The sequence below is a fragment of the Streptomyces sp. NPDC053431 genome, from assembly GCF_044544925.1.
Taxonomy (GTDB): domain Bacteria; phylum Actinomycetota; class Actinomycetes; order Streptomycetales; family Streptomycetaceae; genus Streptomyces.
Map to the genome: position 1 here is coordinate 207,146 of NZ_JBITXX010000011.1, position 19,082 is coordinate 226,227.

Genomic DNA, 19,082 nt, shown 5'->3' on the forward strand with positions numbered 1-19,082 from the left:
TATGTCGCGCCGCGTGAGGTATCCGCGGGCGCGGCTCCCACAACTCTGTTTCATTTCATCTTCGTCCGACCAGAAAAGGTCCACCTTGAAGATTCGCCGTATGGTGGCGACCGCCGTGGCCGCCGCCGTGACCACCCCGGTCGTGCTCCTTTCCGCCGTCCCCGCGTTCGCCGACACCAAGCCGGCCGCGCAGACGCAGGACCAGAAGACCGACATCGACGCGCTCCGCCGCGCGGTGACCAAGGCGCAGGCCGCGTACGACGCCGCCGTCGTCGCGTACGCGAAGGCCGGGGAGGCCGTCGACGCCCTCGGCAAGTCCGACAACCCGCTGGTCGTCGCCGCCGCCGACGCGAAGAAGGCCTCCGCCGAGGCTGCCGACGCGAAGAAGGCCGCCGACGCGAAGCTGGACGCCGCCAAGAAGGCCCTGGCCGAGCTGCCCGCCGACGCCACGCAGGAGCAGAAGGACGCGGCTCAGACGGCCGTGAACGAGGCCCAGGCCGCCGCCGACGCCGCCAAGACCACCGCCGAGACCAAGGCCGCCGCCGCCACCCAGGCGCAGACCGCCCTGGACGACGCCCGCGTCGCCGCCGTCCGCGAGGTCGAGAAGGCCCGGCAGGCCAAGGAGAAGGCCGCCAAGGAGCTCGAGGCCGCCAAGAAGGCGCTCGCCGACGCCCTGGAGGAGGAGCCGGGCGAGGAGTGCGAGATCACCAAGGATCTCGTCACCTCCGTGACCGGCCCGAAGAAGATCACCGCCGGCACCAGCGGCGTCTTCACCTTCCGCGTCACCAACAAGGGCAAGGTCGAGCTGGGCGAGGTCGGCGGCTACGCCGAGGCCTTCAACATGAGCGACGACCTCGACAAGTACCTGCACCTCACCTGGTCCTCCGCGACCAGCCCGAAGTGGCAGGCGGTCGACGAGGAGGAGGGCTTCTCCAGCCTCTCCTCCCTCAAGCCGGGCAAGTCCTTCGACTTCAAGCTGAAGGTCGCGGTGGACGCCAAGGCCCCCGCCGGTGACGGCGTCGTCGTCGCGGGCGGCGCGTACATCAACGAGGACGGCTCCTGCGGCTGGGAGGAGAAGGGCTCCTACGCGGAGTTCGGCATCGTCAAGGCCGCCAAGCCCGGCAAGCCCGGCACGGGCAACGGCTCCACCGGTGGCAACGGCAACACCTCGCAGCAGGGCGGCCAGTCCACCACCCCGGTGAACAACGGCACCTCCGGCTCCACCGGCGGTTCGCTGGCCAAGACCGGTGCGGGCTCCTCCACGATGCCGATCGCCCTCGCGGGCGGCGCGGCCGTGGTCCTGGGTGCCGGCGCCATGGTCGTCGTGCGCCGCCGCAAGGCCGGCGCGGACGCCTGACACGCAGCGCGATAAAGGGCCCGCATTCCGTCACGGAATGCGGGCCCTTTGCTTGTCGGTTCTCCTGCCGACCAGCGGAATTCACCCCGCCGTACGCGGAATGCGTTTCTCCCAGGTGCGGTGGAAGACGACCTCCCCGCCCTCCTTGCAGATCACCTCGTCCGACGTGAGAAACGCGTCCGCGTCGCACGAGATCTCCGAGCGGGTGACGACGGTGACGTCCCAGGCGAGCTCCGGGCGGTGCAGCCGGATCGACCAGTCCGAGCGGGTGCGGGCGGAGAGGGGGTCGGATGCGGAGATCGTGTAGGTCTCCAGGGCGTCCTCGGTGTATTCGAGGCCGTCCGGATAGACCCGGGTGCCGCCGTACCGGGGGTCCACCTCCAGCCGCCACTCGCCCTTGGCCACGTCCCGGACCACCACCCGCTCCGGGCGCGGCTCCTCCAGCGTGTGGGGGTGGCTGACGCCGAGCGGCTCGGACTGCTCCGGCTCCTCGAACTCGACGGCGTCGGTGGTGCGGGCGCGGACCGGGAGGGTCAGCGAGGAGCCGGCCGGGTCCAGGGTGAAGCCGGCCGCGTCGGGCTGGGGCCAGATCCAGGGCCAGTACGCGGAGGAGACGGCGAGCCGGACCCGGTGGCCGGGCCGGAAGGAGTGCCCGATGCCGTTGAGTTCGAACGCGTACGACTCCCACTCGCCGACCTGCGCCTCGACCGCCCGGTCCCGCCCGTAGCGGGCGGAGAAGTTCAGCACGCCCCGGGTGACCAGGGTGGAGGAGCCGTCCGGGGCGATGTCGCAGAGCCGGGCGACGACCTGGCCGGTGGGCGCGGGCGTCGTCAGGTGGAGCCGGACGGAGGGTCTGCCCAGGATCTCGACCGGGACGCCGCCCTCGGAGGACTCCGGGACCGGGAAGTCGAAGCAGGCCGAGTGCGCGTCCTCCTCGCGCTGGTCGGGCGGCAGGTCGGCGTCGTTGCCGAACGGGAAGAAACGGCCCGCGTCGAGGCCGGTCTGCTGGGGCGAGTCGACGACGACGGGCACGCCCTGGAAGGCGTACGTGACGGGGGTGACGTGCGGCGACGGCCAGGCCGGGTCGGCGACCCAGCGGCCCGGCAGTTCCTCGTACACCGTGGCCGGCGGGTGCGAGTCGCTGATCCAGGAGCGCAGCAGCGGCTCGGCCATCACGTCGTTCTCGAGCCCCTTGAGGTGGTGGTCCCACCAGCGCAGGGTCTCCTGGAGGAAGCCGATCGCCGGACCCGGTGGCCGCCCGCGGTCCGGGTACTGGTGCGACCAGGGGCCGATGATGCCGCGGATCCGGTCCTGGGGGAGGTGTTCGACGAGCCGGAGCACGGTGTCCCGGTACGGGTCGTGCCAGCCGCCGACGGCGAGGACGGCGGAGCGGACGGCCTGGTAGTCCTCGCAGACGCTGCCGTGCCGCCAGTAGGCGTCGCGGGTCTGGTGGGACAGCCAGGTGTGGACGAACGGCTCCACGCCCTCCAGGCGCTTCAGCCACGTCTCGCGCCACTCGTCGCCCACGTGGCGCGGGTCGGGCGGGCGGCACACGAAGGCGAGCATGGTGGCGGCCCAGGCGTGCATGTCGACGGCGAGCACGGAGCCGCCCATGTAGTGCACGTCGTTGTCGTAGCGGTCGTCGGTGGAGCAGACGGTGACGACGGCCTTCAGCGGTTCGGGGGCGAGCGCGGCGATCTGGAGGGAGTTGCAGCCGCCCCAGGAGATGCCGAACATCCCGACCTTGCCGGTGCACCAGGGCTGCTCGGCGAGCCAGTGCACCACGGCCACGCCGTCGGCGAGCTCGGTGGCGTCGTACTCGTCGCCCGGCAGGCCCTCGCTGTTGCCGTGGCCGCGGACGTCGACGCGTACGGAGGCGTAGCCGTGGCCCGCGTACCAGGGGTGGCGCTGCCAGTCGCGGGGCGCGGTCCAGTCGGTGAGCCGGTAGGGCAGGTACTCCAGCAGGGCGGGCACGGGCTCGTCGGTGAGCGGGCGCCAGATCCGGGCGTAGAGCCGCGTCCCGTCCGGCATCGGGATGCGGACGTCCTCGTGGCGGGTCCGGTACGGGAAGTCGGTGCGGATCTTCGGCTTCGGGTCCATCGGGTCACCTCAGTGGACGGGGTGCGTGGTGCGGCGCGGCCACGGCGTGAGGGCGGTCACGGCCCTGCGTCCCGCGGCACGGGAACCGGTCCCGGACCGCCGGGCCCGGGAGAGTGAGCCAACCCCCTCGGCCGGCCGAAGAACACGCGGGCGCCGACGGGCGGCGGCCGCTCGCCGTTCGTGCCGGTGTCGCTCGCTGTTCGGGACAAAACGCCTACTCCTGGTCGTATGAGCTGATCACGAACATACCGGGGGTGACGGGAAGGCGCCCACGGTGATCGAAACGTGACCGGATACGCTGGCTTGAGTGAGTGGACCGACACATCGACAATCCGAGTGATCGGCGTGCGGTCCGGACAGCGTCAGCAGGCGTCAGCAGACAGGAGATCCCCTCGTGACCGTCGTCGGGCCGTTCGGTCTTAGCGTGCGGGACCAGGCTCTCGAAGCCGATGTCCAGACCGGTCTTGCCGCCGTGGAGGCCGGCCTCCTCGACGCCACCAAGAGCGACGTACCGTTCATCACGGAGGCCGCCCAGCACCTGGTGCTCGCCGGCGGCAAGCGCTTCCGGCCGCTGCTCGTGATGCTCGCCGCCCAGTTCGGCGACCCGTACGCGCCGGGCGTCGTGCCCTCGGCCGTCGTCGTCGAACTCACCCACCTCGCCACCCTCTACCACGACGACGTCATGGACGAGGCGGCCGTGCGGCGCGGTGTCGACAGCGCGAACACCCGCTGGGGCAACTCGCTCGCCGTCCTCACGGGTGACTTCCTCTTCGCCCGCGCCTCGCACACGCTCGCGGACCTCGGACCCGAGGCCGTACGCATCCAGTCCGAGGCGTTCGAACGGCTCGTCACCGGCCAGATCCTGGAGACCGCGGGTCCCCAGGAGGGCCGCGACCCCGTCGACCACTACCTCGACGTCCTCGGCGGCAAGACCGGCTCGCTCGTCGCCGTCTCCTGCCGCTTCGGCGCCATGATGTCCGGCGCCGACGACTCCGTCGTCGACACCCTCACCCAGTACGGCGAGCGGCTCGGCGTCGCCTTCCAGCTCGCCGACGACGTCCTAGACATCGCCTCCGACTCGCACGAGTCCGGCAAGACCCCGGGCACCGACCTCCGCGAGGGCGTCCCCACCCTGCCCGTGCTCTACCTGCGGGCCGCCGCGGCCGCCCACGGCCGCCCCGAGGACCTGGAGCTGCTCGCCCTCGTCGACGGCGACCTCAGCGACGACGAGCGGCACGCCGAGGCCCTGCGCCGGCTGCGCGTGCACCCCGCCCTGGAGCAGGCCCGCCGGGACACCGTGCGGTACGCGGAGGAGGCGCGGGCGATGCTGGCGCCGCTGCCCGACGGGTACGCGAAGGCGGCCCTGGAGGAGCTGTGCGACGCGGTGGTCCACCGGGCGGGCTAGGTCCCCCGTCCGGCCAGGCCCCGTCCGGCCAGGCCCCGTCCGGCCAGGCCCCCGCACGGCCAAGTCCCCGTGCGGCGTGACAGGGCCAGAGCCAGGGCCAAAGCCATAGCCAGGGCCGAGGCCGGGTCCGCGACGCCTCGCACGGCGCCCGGCCCGGGCAGCCGAACGGGTTACCGCCCTAAGGGCCTGTCATCCCCGAGAGGTATACGAGGTTGATCCCGGGGGCTGACGATTCCGCGCCGCCGCCCTGGTGAGATGGACCCATCGAGCACGGTCCACGAGGGCACGGAGGGAACGCAGACCATGGCAGGACAGCGCAAGGCGAGCCGATACGTCGTCCCGGTCGCGGTGGCCGGAGTGGCCGCGGCGACCATCGGGCTCGTCCCGGCGCTCGCGGCGTCGGGCGACCCGGATCTGCCGGAGATCACGGCGCAGCAGCTCATCGAGAAGATCGCCGCGTCGGACACCCAGACCCTGTCCGGCACCTTCAAGATCGACACCGACCTGGGTCTGCCGTCCTTCGCCGGCCTGCTCCCGTCGGCCCCGGCCGGCGGGTCCTCCTCGGCGGACCCGACGGAGAAGCTGACCCAGCTCGTCTCCGGCTCGCACACCCTGCGGGTGGCGGCCGACGGCCCGGAGCGGCAGAAGCTGACGCTGCTGGACGGCTCCGACGAGTACAGCCTGGTCCACAACGGCAAGGACGTCTGGGCCTACGACAGCAAGTCGAACGAGGTCTTCCACGAGAAGGACGCCCAGGGCCGGGCGCCCGAGAAGGAGAAGCTGCCGGCCACGCCGAAGGAGCTCGCGGACGAGGTCCTCAAGGCGGCCGGCGACACGACCTCGATCACCGTGGGCGGCACGGCCAAGGTGGCCGGCCGGGACGCGTACCAGCTCGTCATCAAGCCGAAGCAGTCCGGCTCGACGGTCGAGTCGGTCAAGATCGCGGTGGACGCGGCCAACGGTACCCCGCTGAAGTTCACCCTCTCCTCCGTCAGCGGCGGCAAGCCGGTCGTCGACGCGGGCTTCACCAAGGTCGACTTCGGCAGGCCGGACGCCGGCACCTTCGACTTCAAGGCGCCGAAGGGCGCGAAGGTGACGGAGGGCGCGGCGGAGAAGGAGGCCGGCAAGGCCCCCGAGGACCTGGACAGGATGTTCGGCGGCCTCGGCGACCTCGGCGGCCTGGAGAAGGGCGGCAAGGGCGCGGAGGGTGGCGGCTTCGACGTCGTCGGCGAGGGCTGGACCGCCATCGCGAAGCTGGACTCCGGTGCCCCGGCGCCGAAGACCGACGAGGCGCCGAAGGAGGTCCAGGGCTTCCTGGACGCCCTCGGCGACAAGGTGAGCGGCAAGTTCGGCTCGGGCACCGTCTTCAAGACGAAGCTGGTGAACGCCCTGATGACGGACGACGGCAAGGTCTACGTCGGCGCGGTCACCCCGCAGGCGCTGGTGGACGCGGCCGACTCCGGTCGCTGACAAGCCGATTGGGACCCCGGGTGGGTCGGGGCGATGGTCACCGACCCACCCGGGCGTTTCTGTGCGCGCCGCGCGGCGGCCCGCCTCGCGGCTTACGGGAAGGTCAGCTTGAAGCTGTTGATGTAGCCGGTGTCGATCGCGGCCTTGTCCTGGACGCGGAGCTTCCAGACGCCGTTGGCGACCTCGGAGGAGGCGTTCACGGTGTAGGTCTGGTTTATGTTGTCCGCGCTGCCGCCGGAGCGGTTGTGCAGGTTGTAGACCGAGCCGTCGGGGGCGACGAGGTCGACGACGAGGTCACCGATGTAGGTGTGGACGATGTTCACACCGACGGAGAGGTTGCTCGGGGCGTTGCCGCTGATGCCCGAGACGGTGACGGAGGACGTCACCGCGGCGCCGTTGTCCGGGACGGAGACGTCGGCGGTGTTCTCGAAGACGGTGCCGGTCGGCGGGGTGGTCGTCCCGCTCGCCAGGTTCCAGATCGCGTACGCGATGGCGTCGGCGTTGCGGTCCAGGGCGGTGTCGTTGATGTTCGCCGTGGTGTCGCACGAGGAGTGGTAGCAGCGGTCGAAGGCCTGGCCGGCCGTGCCGCCCCACTTCTGCGCCTGGGCGCTGGTCTTGGTGTAGTCGGCGCCGGAGAAGAGCCCGCCGACGGGGACGCCCGCGTTCTTGAACGGGGCGTGGTCGGAGCGGCCGTCGCCCTCGGTCTCGATCTCCGTCGGGATGCCGAGGCCCGCGAAGTAGTTCTTGAAGGTCTGCTCGATCGTCGGGTCGTCGTCGTAGACGAAGTAGCCCGGGTTCGGCGAGCCGATCATGTCGAAGTTCAGATAGCCGCTGATCTTCGCGCGCTCGGTGGCGGGCAGGTTGTTCACGTAGTACTTCGAGCCGACCAGGCCGAGTTCCTCGGCGCCCCACCAGCCGAAGCGCAGGTGCTTCGTGGGCTGGAACTGGGCGCGGGAGACGGCGAGCGCGGTCTCCAGGATGGCGGCGGAGCCCGAGCCGTTGTCGTTGATGCCGGGCCCGGAGGTGACCGAGTCGAGGTGCGAGCCGGACATGACGACCTGGTTGGGGTCGCCGCCCGGCCAGTCGGCTATGAGGTTGTAGCCGGTGGCGCCGTTGTACGTGAACTGCTGGAGCGTGGTGGTGTAGCCGGCCGCGTCCAGCTTGGCCTTCACGAAGTCGATGGAGGCCTTGTAGCCCGTGCGGCCGTGGGCGCGGTTGCCGCCGTTGTTGGTGGCGATCGTCTGGAGGTCGGCGAGGTGCTGCTTGACGTTGGTCACCGAGATGTCGGGCGGGGTGACGGCGGCGGTGCCGACCGGCGCGGCGTTGGCCGGGACGGCGCCGGCGAAGGCGCCGAGGACGAGCGCCGTGGCGCCGGCCAGGGTGGACAGTCTCGCGGAGAGTTTCATGTGGGGGCTCCGGATTCCGAACTGGGGATGGGACGGAACGTGCGAGCGCCTCGCACCGTGGGTGGTGCGAGGCGTTGGAGCTGTGCGGCTGCGCTGTGTGTGACGAATGTTCAGTGAGAGTTTGACATCCCGTCAAGAGCAGAAACCGGTCACGGGTGTTCGCTCACCGGACAGCCGAAGGCCCGCGTCTTCAGCGTCGACAGCGCGCCGTCGACGGGATGGGGCTGCGGCTGCCCCGGACCGTTCCACCGCATGAGGTTGATGGCGAAGGAGAACTGGCGCCTGCCGTCCTCCCGGGTCATCGAGACCGTGCCGGCTCCCCAGACCGTCCCCTCGTTGCCCCAGAAGGTGCCGCAGCCCGGGATCTCGACCCGGTGCAGCCCGAGCCCGTACTCGATCGTCGACCCGTCGAGGGCGACCACGGGGACCGTGCGGCGCATCTCCGTCAGCGACGCCGGGGTGATGATCCGGCCCGCGAACAGCCGGTCGAAGAACCGGTTCAGATCCTCCATGGTGGACACCATGCCGGCCCCGGTCATCACCCACGACATGTCGTAGACGCTGTAGTCGCGCGGCGGGTCGAGCACGCCCCACAGCGCCTCGTACATCTTCGAGTGCGTTCCCTGGATGCGCGGCCCGGTGGGGAACGCGGTGTGCCGCAGCCCGGCGCGCTCGATGACGTTCCGGGTGATGTACTCCTCGGCGGTGGTGCCGGTCACCCGCTCCAACAGCTGCCCGAGAAGGAGGTAGTTGGTGTTGGAGTACACCCCGGGGGTGGCGCCGGGCGCGCCGGACGGCGGGGCCGCGAGCCCGAGCGCGATGAGCTCGGCCGGGCGGAACCGCCGGAACCGGTTGTCGTCCAGACTCTGGGCGGATACGCCCGAAGGTCCGCCCTGGATGGACGGAAAGGCGTAGGGGATGTACTCGGCGATACCGCTGGTGTGGTTGAGCAGCATGCGCACCGTGACCGTGCGGCCGCGTTCGCCCGGTACCAGATCGGGCAGGTAGTCGCCGATCGGCGCGTCCAGGCGGACCCGGCCCGCCTCGACCTGCTGCAGGACGGCGGCGGCGACGAAGGTCTTGGTGAGGCTGCCGACCCGGTGCCGCATGCCGGGGGTGACGGGCCTCCCGGTGGCCAGGTCCGCGACCCCGGCGGCGCCGCGCCAGGTCCGCCCCGAGTCCCGCACCTCGGCGAACACCCCCGGCATGCCGGCCTCGTGGAGGGCGTCCAGGGCGGCCTGCAGCTCCGGGCCGTCGAGCCGGCCCGGCGCGGCGGGCGCGCCGTCGGCGGAGCGTGTGCCGTCGGGCGCGGGGGGCGCGCCGTCGGGGCGCGTGCCGTCCGCCGTGGACACGGCGCCGGCAGGGGTCGCCTGGCCGGCCGGGGCCGTCCCGCCCGCAGGGTGCGCCGTACCACCGGGGGGCGCCCCACCGGCCCCGCCCGCCCCGTCGGGCGCGGCGGCCGCCGTGATCGTGCCGGTGCCGAGGGTCAGTGCGGCCATACCGCCGCACAACGCCAGGCGCATCTTCATGAGTCGGTCCTCTCGTGGGGGTGGGCAGGTGGAGGCGCTCAGCCGGCGAGGGCGCGCCGGAGCGCCGCGCCCAGCTCGGCGTTCTGCCGCTGGGAGACGTCGGCCGAGACGATCGCCTGCGAGCCGTGGAAGGTGCCGGGCCACTGGTGCAGCTCGACGGACACGCCCGCCCGCATGAGGCGCAGCGCGTAGTCGATGTCCTCGTCGCGATTCGGGCAGAGCTCGGCCGTGGCGATGTACGCGGGCGGCAGCCCGCCCAGGTCCTCGGCCCGCGCGGGCGCCGCGTACGGGGTGGCGGGCCGCCCTCCGAGGTAGTGCCGCCAGGACGCGGCCGTCTTGTCGCGGGTGATCCAGGGCGTGTCGGTGAAGTGGCGCTGCGACCAGGTCTCCTGCCGGTCGTCGAGCTGGGGCTGGTTGAGCAGCTGGAAGCGGATCGCCGGCCCTCCTTCGTCCCGCGCCCGCAACGCCACCGCCGCCGCGAGCCCGCCGCCGGCGCTGTGCCCGCCGACGGCGATCCGGTCGGGGTCGACGCCGAGTGCGGCGGCGTGGGCGACGGTCCACTCCAGTACGGCGTAGGCGTCGTCCAGGGCGGCCGGGTAGGGGTGCTCGGGGGCCAGCCGGTAGCCCACCGAGACCACGACCGCCCCGGATCCGGCCGCGATCCGGGTCGCCCACGGATGCTCGGTGTGCGGGTCCCCCATGACGTACCCGCCGCCGTGCAGCCAGACCACGGCGCCGCGCGCCCCGCGCGGACGGTAGACACGCACCGGTACGTCGGGGTCGGCCGGCACCGTGAGGTCCTCGACCTCCAGGCCCGGGGTCTCGGGCGACGGGATCGCGGCGGCCAGCGCGGCGAGACCCTGTCGCGCGGTGGCGGGGTCGCCGAGTTCCGCCTGGGGGAACAGCGGGACGAACACTTCGAGTTCGGGATCCATGACGCCCATCCTCGGCCCGGGCCGCCCGGCGGATCATCCGCCGACCGTCGCGCATCGGCCCCCCGTCACGCGCCGTTCGGCGCCCCGGCCCGGGACCCGCCCTCCGTATCCTGCTGTCATGGAGGCACTGGCCTTACGGCTGTCGGGACTTGACCCGTACGTGGACGGCGCGATCCGCATCGTCGCGTTCTACGACACGCTGATGCGCCGCCGTGTGGACCTCCCGGCGCTCGCCCGCGCCTCGGCCGGCCTCGCCGAGTGCGTGGCCGGAATCCGCCTCCACGGAACGGAGCGGGCGACCCGGGTCTCGGCGCTGGGCACGGAGGCGACCACGGAGCCGTTCGCGCCCTCGTCCACCCTTCCGGTCATCCTCGACGACGAGGAGATCGGCGCGGTGTGGCTGGAGCGCCCCGGCCCGCCGAACGCCCTCGACGACGTCCTCCTCGACCGGCTCGCGATCGCCGTCGCGGCGGCCGTGGAACGTTACGGGCCGGCCCGTACGACCATGGCCGACCCGGCGCTGGTCGAACTCGCGATCGCCGCCGGGGCGGACGACGTGGCCCGGGCGCGCGCGTTGCGGCTGCTGGGCTTCGCGGCCGGCCTCCCCGTCCACGTGGTCGCCGTACGCTCCCCGGTCCCGCTCGACAGGGTCGGCGCCCGGGTCTGCCCGTCCGGTCTGGTGAAGGCGGCGCCGCTCGACGACGTGGGCGTGCTGCTGACCGCCACCGCGGTCGACCCAGGCCGTTTTCCCCCGGGCGTCCGCGCGGGCCTGGCCGCACCCGGCCGCCCCGACCACTCCTGGCGCCAGGCCCGCACCGCCCTGCGCTTCACCACCCCCCGCGAACCGGTGGTCCACCACGCCGACCTGGGCGCCCTGGCCCTGCTGGCGGAGATCCCGGAGGAGTCGGCGCGGGCGAACCCGGACGTGGCGGCGCTCGCCCGGCTCGCCGGCAGCGCGGAGGACCTGGACACCCTGGACGCCTACTGCGCCACCGGTTCGCTGCGCCGCGCGGCCGACCTCCTCCACCTCCACCACAGCAGCGTGGCCCGCCGCCTGGACCAGCTCGGCAGGGCCCTGTCCCTGGACCTCACCACCCCGTCGGGGCTGACGAGGGCCCGGCTGGCCCTGGCGGCGTGGCGGCTGCTGGTGGACGAGCGCGGGCTCTGAGGCCGGCCGGCCTCAGAGCCCGGCGTCGATGACGGCGTCGAGCAGACCGGGGAAGCGGGCGTCGAGTTCGGCGCGGCGCAGCCGGACGAAGCGGTTGCGGCCGACGACGCGGGTCGAGGTGACGCCCGCCTCGCGGAGGATCCGCATGTGGTGCGAGACGGTCGACTTGTGCAGATGGCCGATGCCGAGGGTGTCGGGCGCGCAGCTGTACTGCTCGCCGCTGGCGTAGACGCCGAGCAGGTGGAGCCGTACCGGATCACCGAGCGCGTGCAGCACCTTCACCAGCTCGATGTCGGCGGCGTCGGGCTGGGGCAGCCACTCGCCTTCCTGCGTCTCGTCGATGTCGATGCCCATACCGGCACCCTCCCTTGACCCCGAATCGTTTGACAAGCATCAAACGGTCTCTATTGTTTGGCGTACATCAAACAATACTGGAGGGGACCACTCATGCGGCTGCGCCTGCTTCTGCTCGCCCTCGGGACCTTCGCCGTCGGCACCGACGGCATGGTCATCGCGGGAATCCTCGGCCTGATCGCCGGCGACCTGGACGTCTCCGTCCCGGCCGCCGGGCAGATGATCACCGTCTTCGCCCTCGCCTACGCGCTCCTCGCGCCCGTCCTGGCCACCGCCACCGCGCACTGGGCCCGGCGCCGCGCGCTGCTCACCGGGCTGGCCGTCTTCACCGCCGCCAACGCGCTGACGGCGCTCGCCCCCGACTACTCCACGCTGTTGCTCACCCGCGTCCTCGCGGCCGCGGGCGCCGCGCTCTACACCCCCACGGCGAGCGCCGCCGCCGCCGCGCTCGTGCCGCCGGAGCGCCGCGGCCGGGCGCTCGCCACCGTCATGGGCGGCATGACCTTCGCCACCGCGCTCGGCGTTCCCGTCGGCACCTGGATCGGACGCAGCGACTGGCGCCTCACCATGTGGCTCGTGACCGCCCTCGGGGCGGCGGCCCTCGCGGGCCTCGCCCTCCTCCTGCGCGAACTCCCGGCCCCCGCGCCCGCGCTCGCCCTGCGCGCCCGCCTCGCCCCGCTCGCCGACCGCCGGGTCCTGGCGGCGGCCGCCACGACCTTCCTGGTCTTCCTCGCGTTCCAGACCGTCTTCATCTACTACTCGGTCGCCGCGGCCCCGGCCACCGGCGGCGACCAGGGCAGGCTCACCCTGCTGCTCCTCGTCTCCGGCGTCGTCTCGGTCCTCGGCAGCACCCTCGGCGGCCGGGTCGTCGACCGCTGGGGCCCGCGCACCGTCCTGCTCGCGGGCGGGGCCGTCTCCACCCTCGTCTCCCTCGCCCTCCCGTGGCTGATGCAGTCGATGCCCACCGCGCTCCTCGCCGCCGCCGTCAACCCGCTCGCCGGCTGGGCGGTCGCCGTCGCCCTGCCCGCCCGCCTGGTCTCCCTCGACCCGCCCAACGCGCCGCTGCTGCTCTCCCTCAACAGCACCGCCCTGTATCTCGGCATCGCGGCCGCCGGCGGCGCGGGCAGCGCGGCCATCGCCCTCCTGGGCCCCCGCTGGTTCCCCTTCGCCTCCACGGCCCTGACGGTGCTCGCGCTCGTCGTCGGCACCCTCACGACCCGCCCGGCACCCCCGAAGCCCGGGATCCGCCGCCCGGCGGACGGCGTGCGCGCGACACCGGCCGCGTGAGGCGGCCACCTGACGGCGCTACGGGTAGCGGGGCAGGCCGTCGGTCGGGATCGTCCAGTGGGCGATGGTGACGTCCTCGCCGTAGACGAAGTCCTTGCGGGTCGCGTAGCGCGGGCCCTCGGGGGTTGCGTGGATGTCGGAGAACACCGCTCCCGTGCCGTTACGGGGATCGAAGATCGCGAACACCGGAATTCCGATCAGGGGATAGTCCCGCAGCTTGCCGACCCAGTCGTTGTCCGGGTTGGAGCGGGACGTGATCTCGATGGCGGCGATGAGCGTGCGGGGGTCGAAGGAGCCGTCCCCTTCCATGTCCGCCCACGGGATCACCATGACGTCGGGTCGGCGCATGACGCCCCCTGGTTCGTCCTCCACGTCGGGCTCGCCGGTGTGGGCGAGGAGGTCGTCCGGCATGACACGTTCGAGGCGTCGGCTGACCTGCGCGGCGGTGAGCTCATGGGGACGACGCGGAGCCATCATGTCGTGAACGATTCCTTCTGCGGTGATCTCGAACTTGCCGGGGACGCTTTCGTCCAGGCTCTCCAGCGCGTCGCGCATGCTGCGGTAGAGGGGGGAGGCGGTGTTCATGGCGCTGGCTCCTCGTCCGTGCCCTGGGGCCCGAGTCATCAGCTTCATGCTAGGCGGCTTCTCTCTGGTGGGAGCGGCAGTCGCCGCACTGGCCGGGGTGGCGTGAGCGGAAGGCTCGATCGCAGCTGTCGCAGGTCTGGAAGGGGTCGGGGGCAAGGGGGCGGGCGGGCAGGGGTGGCGGGATGAGCGTGGCGAGACGGTGGGCGAGGAGGCCGGCCGGGTGGACGAGGTCGTGGGGGAGGCATGCCGAGAGGGTGCGTACGACCGCGTCGGGAGAAGCACCGCGTTCGAGCCAGGTGGTGACGGCCGGGGCGAGGCGTCGGATGTCGCGTTCGGCGAGGAGGAGCCGGGGCGTATGGAGACGGAGACCGGCGAGGAGCGCGGCGGCGGGGCGGTCGTGCTCCGAAAGCACGGCGGGCGGTGGCGGGGGTGGGGCCTTCGGGCGGGCGTTCGCCGGCGGGGGTGGGGCCGGGGGAGGTGGCTCCGGCGGTGTCCGCGGGGCCGGAGACTCCAGGGTCGGTGTCCGCGGGGCCGGAGACTCCAGGGTCGGTGTCCGCGGGGCCGGAGTCTCCCTTGCCCGTTCCGGTTCAGCCCCCGGACGGTTGTACGAGATCGTGCGCGGCACGATCCGGCCGTCGGGCAGGCGCTCCCGGACGCGGGCCAGGTAGCCGTGTGCCTCCAGCTCCCGCATGGCGCGGGCGACCCGCAGCTCGCTCTCGGGGACCCGGGCGGCGATGGCCTTGATGCCGACGGAAGTCCCGGCGGGCAGCGACTGGAGGTACAGGGCCAGTCCTCGCGCGACGAGGGTGAGCTCGCGGTGCTGGGCGAGGTGGTTTCCGACGACCGTGTACTGGGTCGTGTGAGGGACGTTCCGGTGAATCAGTCCTGCGGCGTGCGAGGGCACGCTAGGGTTCGATGAAGCCATCGGGAAGTTGCGACCTTCCTCGGTGGTCAGGCCCTCGATCGGGATCGCCATCCCGGCCGGGGGCCGACGCATGTCCGGGGTTTGTGACACGAGCATATGCCAGGCAACCCGCCCTGAATCCAGCCCAGTTGGGGCAGATCACCCGAGTGGGTGACGGACGTGTGCGGGGAGGCTGGAGGGTTGGGTGGGTGTTTTCCCTGGTACTCAAGTCTTTTACGGCGTGGGCCACCGCGTCGCGAGTCCTCGCGGCGCGGCAGCTCGCGGCGGGGTGAGCTCCACGTCCGAATAGCGCCGGTGTCCGCCCCGCGCGCGCGTGAGGATGACGGGCATGACCACCACCTACACCGCACGACCCGTCCCGCCCGCCGTCCTCGCCGAGCTGCGGCTCCGTGACGACGCCGGGCGGCCGTGCCGGGCGTTCACGGCGGACGCCGAGACCGCCGGAAACCCGCTCCGCTGCTGTCTGCGCGCCTCGCGCGAAGGCGAGCGGATCGCGCTCGTCACGTACGCGCCGCTGCGGCGCTGGGCCGCCGAGAGCGGCGCGGAGCCCGGGGCGTACGACGAGCAGGGACCCGTCTTCGTCCACGCCGAGGAGTGCGGCGGTCCGGACGGCGCCGACCCCGGGCGCTACCCCTTCGACCGGCCCGGCGCGCTGCGCACCCTGCGCCGGTACGACGCCGCCGGGCGGATCGTCGGCGGGCGGCTCCTGGAGATCCCCGAGGCGGCGACCGAGGGCTTCGACCGGGCCTTCGACGAGGCCTTCGCCGATCCGGAGGTCGCCCTCGTCCACGTCAGGGCGGTCGAGTACGGCTGCTTCCAGTTCGAGGTGCGGCGCCCGAACTGACGTATGGGGGCGGGCGTTAGGGTCGGTCCCATGGTGAGTTCATTCAGCGACGCGTTCCTGCTCGAGGCCGAACGGCACGCCGCCTGGGGCGCGGCCCAGCTCGAAGCCCTGACGGCGTTCCTGCCGGAAGGGGACTGGACCGCCGACCTCGCGGCCTGCCACTACCACCAGGGCGGCCTGGACCTGCGGGTCGCCGTCCTCGGCACGTACGACATGGACGAGCGGTCCTGGATGTGGGGCTGGGCGAACCCCGGGCTGCGAGGCACCGAGGTGGTCGCCCTGACCGCCGCGGTCGAGCGCTACGGGCGGGCGCACGGCATCGCCGAACTCACCCAGGAGGTCCTGGACCTGTCCGGCTTCGACGACCCCCGGCGGGCGGCGGAGACGCTCGCCTTCACCGGCATGGGGGTCGCCGAGGCGCCCGGCTACATCGGCGTGCCGGCGGGGCCCGCCACCCAGGTGTACTTCCTGCCCGACGACCCGCGGGTGCCGCGCGCCACCCTGGACCCGGTCTCCCTGCCGCGCACGCTGCTCACCGGCGCCGGCCTCATCGGCCACTCGGCCCGGCAGGTCGTCGACGGCTACCTCGACCACCACCGGCTGCCCCGCCGCACCGAGGGCGACGACCGGATCGTCGCCGAACTCCCGGGCGGCAGCACGGTCGAGATCGCCTTCGACCCGCTCGGCCGCATCGCGGGCGTCCAACTCACGGCACTGCCCAGGGCCTAGGCCGAGGAGCCGGCCGCCTCAAGACGCTCGGTCGGCCCCGCGAAGGCCAGGAACAGGGTGCGGGAGCCGAGCAGCCACCGGCCGTCGACCTTGCGGAACGTGTCCTCGTAGTGGCCGACCTGGGTCGGCGCCCGCGGGGGGACGAAACCGCCCGCGTAGCCGTCGACCCGGTAGGTCGTGAAGTACGTGGTCGCCGTCGCCGTGCTTCCGGACGTGAGGGTCACGAGGATGTTCGTGCAGATCCGGCGCGAGAGCCGGTCCGCGGGACGGCCGGCGAAATAGGACCGGAGCGCCTCCCGGCCCTGGATCCGCCGCTCACCCTCCGGCCACTCCCAGAACCCGTCGTCCGTGAACAGCTCGGCCACGTCACCCGGCTCGCCGAGGTCGAGCTTGTGGACGAAGTCGACGACCAGACGCTCACACGCCCGCTCTGCGATCAACCGGGCGATGTCGTCGAGGTGTTCGGCACGCGTGTCCATCCCCCCTTCCTAGCAGCACGGCGAACGGCGCCGCGACCGTGTTTCGGCTCGCACGCGGCGGGTCGACCGGAGGAACGGGCCTGCCGGCGGTCACGCCGACGGGTCGGATTCCGTGCCCCACTCCCCACCGGTCACCTCGCGGGCGACCCGACGCCACTCGGCCCGGCCGCCCGGCAGCGGCCACGCCCAGGTGGGCCGGGCTGCCGTCCGCAGTTCCTCCAGCCGGCGGGCCAAGGACGCACCCGCGGTCCCGGCGCCGTCGGGGACGGCGGCGCCATGGCGGTCCCGTAGCGCGGCGAAACGCTCCAGTTCGGCCTCGTAGGACCGCACCGCACGCCGCGTGCCCGTGGCCACCTCGTCCTCCGGTGCGGTGCGGTGCAGTTGCAGCAGAGGGGGCGTGGTCGACTCGGCGATCGAGGCGACGAGCCGCGCGTGGCCGTCGAGGATCACATGGCAGTCCAGGCCGCTGACCCACCACAGCAGGACCGGCGGCAGGGTGCCGGCGCGGGCCTGCTTGCGGTACGCCTTCACCCGGGCGTCGTGGCGGTCGGGCATGCGGCGCAGCGGGAGGATCTCCCAGGAGCCGGAGTGGACGTGCCAGTCGATGTATCCGTCGGGGTGACCTTCGACGATCATCTCGCCCCAGTACGCGGACGCCGGCAGGTGGTGGTGGTTGTGCCCGAGGAGGGGGCTCTCGCGCGAGAGCAGCCACCGCCCGTCGTGCAGCGGACCGCCCGGCGCCGTCGCCAGGTGCTCGGCGAAACGGTACGCCCAGCGGTCCGGCCGGCCGGTCAGGTCCCGGCCGGCAGCGGCCCGCTGGGGCGGGACGACGGAACGGTAGGTGTCGGTACGCCGGAACTCGACCCCACCGTGGTCGTCGTCGACGGAGGCGAGGAGCACGGGCCGCCCCTCCTGGGCGAGCAGGAGCCGTCCCTCGGCGCTGAAAAGGCACAGGCCAGGCCGGGGACGTGCCTCCACTTCGAGGGACAGGCCCGACCAGGTGCCGTCGTCCCGGTTGATGGCCGTGCGTCGCATGCCGAGAACCCTAGGTCCTCTCGTCTCATGCCCGGGGGCAGGCGGGAGTTCGACGTCAGGGCCTAGGCGCCACGAGTCGTGCCGTCCCCGTCGAAGAGCAGCGAGTCCAGGCCCCGTCGTACGCCCACCGTCCCGCCCACCCGCCGGACCGCGAGCAGGGTGCCCGCCGTGTACGGGTCCGGGGTGGCGCCCGCGTCGTGGCGGAGGGTGAGGCGCTCGCCGTCGCCGCCGAAGACGACCTCCGTGCTGACGACGAAGCTCGGCAGGCGTACCGAATGCACCCGGCTGCCCGCCACGTCCGCCCCGCGCGCCTCCGGCGGGCCGATCAACTCGGCCGGCGGCACGCCCTGTTCGGGCGAGCGGATCCTGCCGAGGGACTCGGCGAGCTCGCGGGCGGTGCCGCTCGGCACGTCCGGCTTGCCCGCGCTCGCGTAGTCGGTGATCTCCCAGTGGTCCAGGTGCTCCGCCGCGAGCGCCGCCGCGCGGGAGAGGACGGCGGCCATGACGGAGAAGTTGCCCGCCGCGATCACTCCGACGCCCGCCGCCCGGGCGAGGGAGTCGAGTTCGGCGTAGTCCTCGGCGGTCAGGCCGCTGGACCCCACGACGACGTGCGCGCCCGCCTCGATCCCGGCCCGGACGTTCGGCCCGACGGCGGCCGCGCTCGTGTAGTCGACGAGCACGTCCGCCGGCGCCGCCGCGAGCGCCTCCGCGACCGAGCCGTACACCTTGCCCTCCGCCCGGGACCCGACCGCCTCGGCCAGGGACCGTCCGGCGGAGGACCGGGAGACCCCGGAGACCAGGGTGAGGTCCTCGGCCCGGTCGAGGGCGGCGACGATCGGCGGCGCGGTCCAGCCGGTGATCCCGGCGAAGCAGACTCGGATCATGCTGGTCGTCATGGGGTCAATGTACGCAGAACTCGTTCCCCTCCGGGTCCGCCATGACCGTCCACGAGCCGCCCGGTTCCGCCACCTGGCGGAGGACCTTCGCGCCCAGCCCCTCCAGCCGCGCCACCTCGGTGTCGCGGCTGCCCGGCTCCGGGTGGAGGTCGAGGTGGAGACGGTTCTTCACCGTCTTCGACTCGGGTACGCGCTGGAAGAGGATGCGACGGCCCAGGCCCGTGTCGGACGCCGGGTCGAACGGCTCGTCCGGATGCCGTACGGCCGCCAGGTCGCGCCAGGCGAGCCGGTCCTGGACGGTGAGGGTGGCCTCGCGCGGGACGGCGCCGGCGGCGAGCAGCCGGTCGACGAGGGCGCTGTGGTCCTCCTGCCGGTAGTGGAGGGCGGCGGCCCAGAAGGCGGCCTGGGCGTGCGGATCCGCCGCGTCGATGACGAGCTTCCAGTGAAGTGCGGTCATGTGACCTTTTATAGGGGGCGCCACCGACAACGGCCTTCGGGCCGACCCGGCCGGCCGCCCCACCCCACCGGCCGGCTGCGACCAAGCTCACGGCTTCGGTCGCGCGTTCCGCGCCTAATGT

At 73.0% G+C, this 19,082-nt stretch carries 18 protein-coding genes; 7 read left to right on the top strand and 11 right to left on the bottom strand.

The genetic code is table 11. From position 1 onward, the window contains the following. Positions 1 to 100 precede the first annotated feature (100 nt). Positions 101 to 1,357: an LPXTG cell wall anchor domain-containing protein gene (locus tag ACIGXE_RS24820; protein WP_399750924.1), complete on the top strand. Its 1,257-nt coding sequence runs from the start codon at positions 101 to 103 to the stop codon at positions 1,355 to 1,357. 81 nt (positions 1,358 to 1,438) lie between these two features. Here the strand turns inward: ACIGXE_RS24820 and ACIGXE_RS24825 are convergent, their stop codons facing one another. Then, a complete protein-coding gene (locus ACIGXE_RS24825; protein WP_399750926.1) occupies positions 1,439 to 3,457 on the bottom strand; it encodes a CocE/NonD family hydrolase in 2,019 nt (672 codons plus the stop codon). Between the two features lie 394 nt (positions 3,458 to 3,851). On the opposite strand from ACIGXE_RS24825, the gene ACIGXE_RS24830 reads away from it, so the two are divergent. Next, positions 3,852 to 4,862, top strand: coding sequence for a polyprenyl synthetase family protein (locus tag ACIGXE_RS24830; protein WP_399750928.1), 1,011 nt, complete (start codon positions 3,852 to 3,854; stop codon positions 4,860 to 4,862). A 255-nt stretch (positions 4,863 to 5,117) separates the two neighbouring features. Next, entirely contained in the window at positions 5,118 to 6,332 is a 1,215-nt protein-coding gene (locus ACIGXE_RS24835) for an outer membrane lipoprotein carrier protein LolA (protein WP_399750930.1), read from the top strand. Positions 6,333 to 6,424: 92 nt separating this feature from the next. Here the strand turns inward: ACIGXE_RS24835 and ACIGXE_RS24840 are convergent, their stop codons facing one another. From ACIGXE_RS24840 to ACIGXE_RS24850, 3 genes are all read right to left on the bottom strand, one after another. Next, positions 6,425 to 7,738 (bottom strand): M28 family metallopeptidase, encoded by a 1,314-nt coding sequence (locus tag ACIGXE_RS24840; protein WP_399750932.1) that lies wholly within the window; start codon positions 7,736 to 7,738, stop codon positions 6,425 to 6,427. Between the two features lie 149 nt (positions 7,739 to 7,887). After that, on the bottom strand, positions 7,888 to 9,267 hold the full coding sequence (locus ACIGXE_RS24845) for a serine hydrolase domain-containing protein (RefSeq protein ID WP_399750934.1): 1,380 nt from the start codon (positions 9,265 to 9,267) through the stop codon (positions 7,888 to 7,890). Positions 9,268 to 9,305: 38 nt separating this feature from the next. Continuing rightward, on the bottom strand, positions 9,306 to 10,202 hold the full coding sequence (locus ACIGXE_RS24850) for an alpha/beta hydrolase (RefSeq protein WP_399750936.1): 897 nt from the start codon (positions 10,200 to 10,202) through the stop codon (positions 9,306 to 9,308). A gap of 118 nt (positions 10,203 to 10,320) precedes the next feature. Between ACIGXE_RS24850 and ACIGXE_RS24855 the strand changes: the two genes are divergently transcribed. Further along, positions 10,321 to 11,370: a helix-turn-helix domain-containing protein gene (locus ACIGXE_RS24855; RefSeq protein WP_399750938.1), complete on the top strand. Its 1,050-nt coding sequence runs from the start codon at positions 10,321 to 10,323 to the stop codon at positions 11,368 to 11,370. 12 nt (positions 11,371 to 11,382) lie between these two features. Here the strand turns inward: ACIGXE_RS24855 and ACIGXE_RS24860 are convergent, their stop codons facing one another. Next, positions 11,383 to 11,724 (bottom strand): ArsR/SmtB family transcription factor, encoded by a 342-nt coding sequence (locus tag ACIGXE_RS24860; RefSeq protein ID WP_399750940.1) that lies wholly within the window; start codon positions 11,722 to 11,724, stop codon positions 11,383 to 11,385. A 93-nt stretch (positions 11,725 to 11,817) separates the two neighbouring features. Here ACIGXE_RS24860 and ACIGXE_RS24865 point away from each other — a divergent pair, with 93 nt between their 5' ends. Further along, a complete protein-coding gene (locus tag ACIGXE_RS24865) occupies positions 11,818 to 13,011 on the top strand; it encodes an MFS transporter (RefSeq protein WP_399750942.1) in 1,194 nt (397 codons plus the stop codon). Positions 13,012 to 13,029: 18 nt separating this feature from the next. Here ACIGXE_RS24865 and ACIGXE_RS24870 read toward each other — a convergent pair whose 3' ends face one another. Then, positions 13,030 to 13,635, bottom strand: coding sequence for a Uma2 family endonuclease (locus ACIGXE_RS24870; protein ID WP_399750944.1), 606 nt, complete (start codon positions 13,633 to 13,635; stop codon positions 13,030 to 13,032). Between the two features lie 10 nt (positions 13,636 to 13,645). Then, positions 13,646 to 14,500, bottom strand: a complete 855-nt coding sequence (locus ACIGXE_RS24875; protein WP_399750945.1) for a helix-turn-helix domain-containing protein — start codon at positions 14,498 to 14,500, stop codon at positions 13,646 to 13,648. A 349-nt stretch (positions 14,501 to 14,849) separates the two neighbouring features. On the opposite strand from ACIGXE_RS24875, the gene ACIGXE_RS24880 reads away from it, so the two are divergent. Continuing rightward, positions 14,850 to 15,365 carry a DUF1203 domain-containing protein gene (locus ACIGXE_RS24880; RefSeq protein ID WP_399750947.1) on the top strand — a complete coding sequence of 172 codons (516 nt, stop codon included), beginning with the start codon at positions 14,850 to 14,852 and terminating at the stop codon, positions 15,363 to 15,365. A 30-nt stretch (positions 15,366 to 15,395) separates the two neighbouring features. After that, a complete protein-coding gene (locus ACIGXE_RS24885) occupies positions 15,396 to 16,094 on the top strand; it encodes a DUF6882 domain-containing protein (RefSeq protein WP_399750949.1) in 699 nt (232 codons plus the stop codon). Here the strand turns inward: ACIGXE_RS24885 and ACIGXE_RS24890 are convergent. From ACIGXE_RS24890 to ACIGXE_RS24905, 4 genes are all read right to left on the bottom strand, one after another. Then, positions 16,091 to 16,573, bottom strand: coding sequence for a nuclear transport factor 2 family protein (locus ACIGXE_RS24890; protein ID WP_399750951.1), 483 nt, complete (start codon positions 16,571 to 16,573; stop codon positions 16,091 to 16,093). The genes ACIGXE_RS24885 and ACIGXE_RS24890 overlap by 4 nt on opposite strands. Positions 16,574 to 16,663: 90 nt before the next feature. Continuing rightward, positions 16,664 to 17,608, bottom strand: coding sequence for a hypothetical protein (locus tag ACIGXE_RS24895; protein WP_399750953.1), 945 nt, complete (start codon positions 17,606 to 17,608; stop codon positions 16,664 to 16,666). 62 nt (positions 17,609 to 17,670) lie between these two features. Beyond that, positions 17,671 to 18,504: a 4-hydroxy-tetrahydrodipicolinate reductase gene (dapB, locus tag ACIGXE_RS24900; RefSeq protein ID WP_399750955.1), complete on the bottom strand. Its 834-nt coding sequence runs from the start codon at positions 18,502 to 18,504 to the stop codon at positions 17,671 to 17,673. 4 nt (positions 18,505 to 18,508) lie between these two features. After that, positions 18,509 to 18,961 carry a VOC family protein gene (locus ACIGXE_RS24905; RefSeq protein WP_399750957.1) on the bottom strand — a complete coding sequence of 151 codons (453 nt, stop codon included), beginning with the start codon at positions 18,959 to 18,961 and terminating at the stop codon, positions 18,509 to 18,511. Positions 18,962 to 19,082 lie beyond the last annotated feature (121 nt).